This window comes from Methylorubrum podarium, from assembly GCF_022179745.1.
Taxonomy (GTDB): domain Bacteria; phylum Pseudomonadota; class Alphaproteobacteria; order Rhizobiales; family Beijerinckiaceae; genus Methylobacterium; species Methylobacterium podarium.
Genome location: NZ_BPRD01000277.1, coordinates 1 through 5,744, shown reverse-complemented (window position 1 = coordinate 5,744; position 5,744 = coordinate 1). Strand labels below are relative to the sequence as shown.

Below are 5,744 nucleotides of genomic sequence, written 5' to 3'. Positions count from 1 at the left end.
GCTCGCCCTGCTGGAGCGCCTGCGCGAGCGCGACCGGCAGACCCGCACCATCCGCCCGGCCCGGCGCCTCACCGGTCAGAAGATGACGCCCGACCTCGCCCGGGCGATCCTGGAACTGCACGCCTCCACCGGCATGACCCAGCAGGAGATCGCCTTCAAGGTCGGGGTGAACCAGGGGCGGGTCAACGAGGTGATCAAGCGCGGCAAGTGGCTCGACGACGACCCGCACGCCCCCGAGGCCGTGGCCCGCGACCGGGCGAAGGCGCGCATGCGGGCCGACCCGAAGCCGCGTCCGAAGCCGTCCGCCCGCAAGGAGGCGCCGCGCGCGGCGCGGAAGCCGGCCGCGCCCCAGGGGCAGCTCGCCTTCGGGGATCTGTAGGCGATGGCCGGGGCGGGTGAGGCGCGTTGCCGCCTGGTGCGGCCCGGCGACGCGTTCGTCGGCAAGCAGGGCTTGTCCTACGCCCCCGGCATCTCCGCGGAGACGACGGGCGCGACCGGCATCCACCTGCAGATGGTCACGATCCCGCCCGGCGCCCGCGCCAAGGCTCACAAGCACGAGGGCCACGAAACCGCGATCTACGCGCTGGCCGGCACCTCCTGCACGTGGTGGGGCGAGCGGCTGGAGCACCACGCCGAGCTGAAGCCCGGCGAGTACTTCTACATCCCGGCCGGCGTGCCGCACCTGCCCTACAATCCGAGCCCGAGCGAGCCCTGCACGGCGATCATCGCCCGCACCGATCCGAACGAGCAGGAGAGCGTCGTTTTGCTGCCGGACCTCGACGGGATACATCCGTGACCGGCGCTGTTGAGGAGACAGATTTCCTCGCGCCGGACCCTTTCCATGCGACGCTTCCCCTCGCGCTGCGCCTCCCTCTGCGTGGCCCTGCTCATCGCCGGAAGCGGGCCTGCGCTGGCGCAGCGCCCCTCCACCACGAATCTCACCTGCGCCCAGGCCCGTGCCCTGGTCACGCGGCAGGGCGCGGCGGTGCTCGGCACCGGAGGGCCGACCTACGACCGCTTCGTGCGCGACCGCTCGTTCTGCGAGGCGACGGAGATCGGCCGGCGCGCCTTCGTGCCGACCCGCGACACGCCGGGCTGCTTCGTCGGCTTCACCTGCTACGAGCCGAGCCGCGGCGACCGCTTCGGCGATTTCTGACCGATCCGCGCGAAAACGCCCCGGCCGGGACGGCCGGGGCGCTCCCCTACTCGATTGTCAGCCTCGCGGCCGGGCGGTCACGCGGCCTGCTGGACCGAGCCCTCGATGACCGGCTGGCTCGACGGCCGGCTGGCGATCTCGATGCGGCGCGGCTTCTTCGCCTCCGGGACCTCGCGGACGAGATCGACGTGGAGAAGGCCGTTCTCAAGCACGGCGCCGGTCACCTGGACGTGGTCGGCGAGCTGGAAGCGGCGCTCGAAGGCGCGGGCGGCGATGCCCTGGTAGAGAACCTCGGCGGACTTGCCCTCGGCGGGCTTGCGCTCACCCTTGATGGTCAGCGCGTTCTCCTTCACCTCGATCGACAGGTCGGCCTCGGTGAAGCCGGCCACCGCGACGGTGACGCGGTAGACGTTCTCACCCGTGCGCTCGATGTTGTAGGGCGGATAGGTCGGAGCAGCCTCGGCGCTCACGAAACCGTCGAGGGCCGCGAAAAGGCGGTCGAAGCCGACGGTGGAACGGTACAGGGGAGCCAGATCGAACTGACGCATCACATATCCTCCAGAAGAAGCAACATGCTCGATGTATTCGGGTCCGCCCGTGGGCCGGACCGTCGCGCCGCCGTCTCGGCCGGCGCAGGGTTGATATTGGTGGACCCGGAAAACCGCGCAAGGGTCTGCTTGCGGGGTTTTTGCGTGAGCTTGAGCGAAAAATTTTCCAGGACGAGCCGGCCGTGCTGACCCTGCGACCCACCCCCGGCAATCCGGTGCCGCCCGGTGCCCGCCTTGTGCCGGTCGAGACCGACGACGGCGTGCCCCTGCGCGTCGCGACGTGGCAGCCGACGGCCCGCGGCGTGAAGGGCACGGTCTGCCTGCTCCAGGGCCGGGCCGAGTTCATCGAGAAGTATTTCGAGACGATCGCGGACCTGCGCGCCCGCGGCTTCTGCGTGGTCGCCTTCGACTGGCGCGGCCAGGGCGATTCCGGCCGGCAGGTCCGCGACGCCCACAAGGGCCATGTCCGCCACTTCGACGATTACCGCCTCGATCTGAAGGCGATCACCGAGGCGGTGCTCGTGCCGATGATGCCCGAGCCGTATTTCGGGCTCGCTCATTCCATGGGCGGGGCGGTGGCCCTGACCGGCTCGGCGGAGGGCTGGCTGCCGTTCCGGCGGTTCGTCACCGTCGCGCCGATGCTGTCGATCCGCATGGTGCGCTGGCCGGCGGCGGTCTCGCTGCTCGCGCGCGGGCTGCACCGGCTCGGCCTCGGACGCTGCTACGTGCCCTCCGGCAGCAAGGTCTCGATCGCGACGAAGCCGTTTCCCGGCAACCGCCTCTCGACCGACCCGGTGCGCTACGCCCGCAACGCCGCCGCCGCCCGCGAGGTCGGCGCCGGGGCGGTCGGCGACCCGACCGTCGCCTGGCTCGCCTCCGCCTTCCGGGCGATGCGCCGGCTGCAGGATCCGGCGATGATCCGGCGGATCCGCACGCCCTGCCTCATCATCGGGGCCGGGGCCGACCCCGTCTGCGGCACGCCGACGATCGAGCGCTTCGTCGCCCGGCTCAAGACCGGCAACCTGATCGTGCTGCCGGGCGCCCGCCACGAGATCCTGAGCGAGTGCGACGCGATCCGCGCCGACTTCTGGGCGGCCTTCGACGCGTTCATCCCCGGCCACGGCCACCAGGCCGTCGCCGAGGAGGCTCGGGCGCTCACGGGTTGAGACGCCGCATCGCCGCCTCGTGCAGGCGGCGGTCGCCGGCCGCGACGATCCGGCCGCCGCCGGTGGCGGGGCCGCCGTCCCAGCTCGTCACGACCCCGCCCGCGCCCTCGACGATGGGGATCAGCGCGACGATGTCGTAGGGCTTCAATCCCGCCTCGACCACGAGGTCGATCTGGCCCGCCGCGAGCATGCAGTAGGCGTAGCAGTCGGCGCCGTAGCGCGACATCTTCACCTCACGCTCCACCGCCCGGAAGCGCTCCGCCTCCTCGCCCTCCGTGAACAGGCGCGGATCGGTAGTGGCGAGGATGGCGTCGCCCAGCGCCTCGCTGCGGCGGGTGTGAAGGCGGCGCTCGCCCTTGGGGCTGCGCACGGTCGCGGTCTTGCCGTCGCCGAGGAAGCGCTCGCCGAGATAGGGCTGGTGCATCAGCCCGCGCACCGCCGCGCCGTGATGGGTGAGCCCGATCAGGGTGCCCCAGGTCGGCAGGCCGCTGATGAAGGCGCGGGTGCCGTCGATCGGGTCGAGCACCCAGACGCATTCCGCATCCGCCCGCTCGGCGCCGAACTCCTCGCCGAGGATGCCGTGATGGGGCAGCCGATCCTTGATCATCCGCCGCATCACCGTCTCCGCCGCGCGGTCGGCCTCGGTGACCGGATCGAAGGCGCGGCCCGTCCCGTGGGACTTGTCGTCCAGGCCGAAATGCGCCCGGAAGAACGGCAGGATCGCCGCCCCGGACTGGGTGGCGAGGTCTTCCATGAACCGGGCGAGATCGACGACGCTCATCGAGGGGCAGCCTCCCGTTGACGGATTGAGACGAAGCCGCCGCGAGGCGGTGCCGTCAACCCGTCCCGAGCCGTTCCCTTCTTCAAGCCTTTCCCTTCAGACCGTTTCGGGCAGCGCCTGCCGCGACGGCGTGGCCGCCTCCTGGCGCTGCGGCCCCTGCGGCGTGCCGTGGCGGGCGATGGCGAGGATCGTCTCGATCAGGTCGCGCAGGGAGGTGACGTGGTCGTCCGCCCCGAGCTTGGCCCGCAGCGCCTCGTCGGAGAGCATCGGCTCGTCGAGGCGCCACAGCCCGGCGACGATCGGTACGGTCTCGATCTTCTGGCGCAGCCGCGAGACGAGGCGGCGCAGATGGGTCGGCTCTCCCCCGAGCGCCAGCGAGATCACGCAGATCGCCTGGGCCGGACCGGGCTCCCACCCGCCGATGCGCACCCTCGCGACCTCGGCGAAGGGCACCTGCCGCGTGCCGAAGCCGCGCTTGCGCAGGAGCTGGTCGGCGATGGCGGTGGCCGCGCCGTCGAGGAAGCCGCGGCCGGATACGAGGAGCACCGCGCCGTCGCGCCGCCACGCGTCGGGCAACTCGTCGGGGTTGGGCTCGGGGATCGGATCGCTCTTGCAGGCGCTCTCCCCCTCGCTCGTCGCGTCGGGGATCAGGCGGCTCGCCTTGGAGGCCGGATCGGGGACCGCGTCCGCGCGATCCTCCAGTTCCTCCACTAGCGCCGTGATCGAGGCGCGGATCTCGTCCTTCTGGTCGGGGGTGAGCACCCCGCGGGCGGCGTCGCGGGCGGCGAGTTCGAGACCCTTCAGCACCACGTCGTCGTAATAGGCCGAGAGCGAGCATTCCCGCAGGATCAGGTCGGCATGCTCCTGTGCCTCCTCCGGGTCGTCGGCGAGCATGCGCTGATAGAAGTTCTCGACCGGGGTCAGGGCCGGACGGTTCGAGAACAGCACGTCGAGGAATTCGAGCCGATCGACGTGGCGCCCGAGCACGACGAGGCAGACGGTCAGCGGCGTCGAGAGCAGCAGTCCCACCGGTCCCCACAGCCAGGTCCAGAACAGGGCCGAGACCAGCACGGAGAAGGGCGAGAGGCCGGTAGAGTGGCCGTAGACCAGCGGCTCGATGACATGGCCGACGATGGGCTCGACGAGGGCGAAGAGGAGGAAGGTCGCCAGCATCATGCTCCAGCCCGGATCGACGGCGGCCGCGAGCGCGATCGGCAGCACCGCCGAGAGGACGGCGCCGATATAGGGCACGAAGCGCATGACCAGCGCGAAGATGCCCCACAGCACCGGGCTCGGCACGCCGATGAACCAGAGCCCGACGCCGATGACGATGCCGAAGGCAGTGTTGAGGGCGAGCTGGCCGAGGAAGTAGCGCGAGAGCCGCCGCGCCGCGTCGTCCATCGCCACGGTGGTGCGGTGGAGGTCGCTCGATCCGGCGAGGCGGATCAGGCGGTCGCGCAGATCTTCCCGCTGCATCAGGATGAACAGGAGGACGACGATGACGATGCCGGCGGTGGCCAGCGGCTGCGCCACCGGCGAGAGGACGGTGGTAGCGAGTTCGAGCGAACTCGGGCGCCGCTCCTCCACCTGCACCACCAGGGGCTTGGCCGGCTCCGGCTCGGCCTTGCGGGCATTGTCGCGGGCCGCCTGCTCGCGCTTGATCTGCTCCTTGGCCCGTTCGGCGCTCTCCTTGTTCTCCTCGCCGCCCTGGTGGATCGCCCGGTTGATGTTGGCGATGTAGTCCATCGTCTGGCCGAGCGAGCCGTTGCGCAGGCCCTCGATCTTGCGCTCGACGGTGCGCTGGTAGCGCGGCACGTCCTGCGCGAGTTCGGCGACCTGCACGCCGATGACGGTGGAGACCGCGGCGATGAGGCCGGCGGCGAACAGCACGGAGACGAGCACCGCCACCGCCCGCCCCAGCCGCAGCCGCCGCAAGAAATTCACCAGCGGGCCGAGCACGAAGGACAGGAGCACCGCGATCGCGATGGGGATCAGCACCTCGCGCGCGAGGAACAGGCCCGCGACGATGATCGCGAAGACCACGAGGGAGGAGGCGAGCGGACCCTTGGGCGTCTCGGCGGCGGCGACCCGCG

At 71.4% G+C, this 5,744-nt stretch carries 7 protein-coding genes; 4 read left to right on the top strand and 3 right to left on the bottom strand.

What is annotated here, in order from left to right; translation table 11 throughout:
• The 3 genes from MFF42_RS14315 to MFF42_RS14305 form a co-directional block, all read left to right on the top strand.
• Positions 1-379 (top strand): RNA polymerase subunit sigma-70 (locus MFF42_RS14315; protein ID WP_238256333.1); only part of this gene is annotated, 379 nt, incomplete at its 5' end.
• Positions 380-382: 3 nt separating this feature from the next.
• Positions 383-796, top strand: coding sequence for a cupin domain-containing protein (locus MFF42_RS14310; RefSeq protein WP_238256332.1), 414 nt, complete (start codon positions 383-385; stop codon positions 794-796).
• 45 nt (positions 797-841) lie between these two features.
• A complete protein-coding gene (locus MFF42_RS14305; RefSeq protein WP_238256331.1) occupies positions 842-1,156 on the top strand; it encodes a hypothetical protein in 315 nt (104 codons plus the stop codon).
• A 77-nt stretch (positions 1,157-1,233) separates the two neighbouring features.
• Here the strand turns inward: MFF42_RS14305 and MFF42_RS14300 are convergent, their stop codons facing one another.
• Complete coding sequence (locus tag MFF42_RS14300) at positions 1,234-1,704, bottom strand: Hsp20 family protein (RefSeq protein ID WP_183436965.1); 471 nt, start codon at positions 1,702-1,704, stop codon at positions 1,234-1,236.
• Positions 1,705-1,886: 182 nt separating this feature from the next.
• On the opposite strand from MFF42_RS14300, the gene MFF42_RS14295 reads away from it, so the two are divergent.
• Positions 1,887-2,870 carry an alpha/beta fold hydrolase gene (locus tag MFF42_RS14295; protein ID WP_238256330.1) on the top strand — a complete coding sequence of 328 codons (984 nt, stop codon included), beginning with the start codon at positions 1,887-1,889 and terminating at the stop codon, positions 2,868-2,870.
• On the opposite strand, the gene hisN is transcribed toward MFF42_RS14295, so the two are convergent.
• Both hisN and MFF42_RS14285 read right to left on the bottom strand, forming a co-directional pair.
• Positions 2,860-3,651, bottom strand: coding sequence for a histidinol-phosphatase (gene hisN, locus MFF42_RS14290; protein ID WP_238256329.1), 792 nt, complete (start codon positions 3,649-3,651; stop codon positions 2,860-2,862). The genes MFF42_RS14295 and hisN overlap by 11 nt on opposite strands.
• A gap of 96 nt (positions 3,652-3,747) precedes the next feature.
• Positions 3,748-5,744, bottom strand: a 1,997-nt coding sequence (locus MFF42_RS14285) for an AI-2E family transporter (protein ID WP_238256328.1), incomplete at its 5' end; no start/stop codon positions are given.

Coding starts and splice junctions, on each gene's coding strand:
- hisN (WP_238256329.1), bottom strand. CDS start 3,651: ATGAGCGTCGTCGATCTCGCCCGGTTCATGGAAGACCTCGCCACCCAG.
- MFF42_RS14310 (WP_238256332.1), top strand. CDS start 383: ATGGCCGGGGCGGGTGAGGCGCGTTGCCGCCTGGTGCGGCCCGGCGAC.
- MFF42_RS14300 (WP_183436965.1), bottom strand. CDS start 1,704: ATGCGTCAGTTCGATCTGGCTCCCCTGTACCGTTCCACCGTCGGCTTC.
- MFF42_RS14305 (WP_238256331.1), top strand. CDS start 842: ATGCGACGCTTCCCCTCGCGCTGCGCCTCCCTCTGCGTGGCCCTGCTC.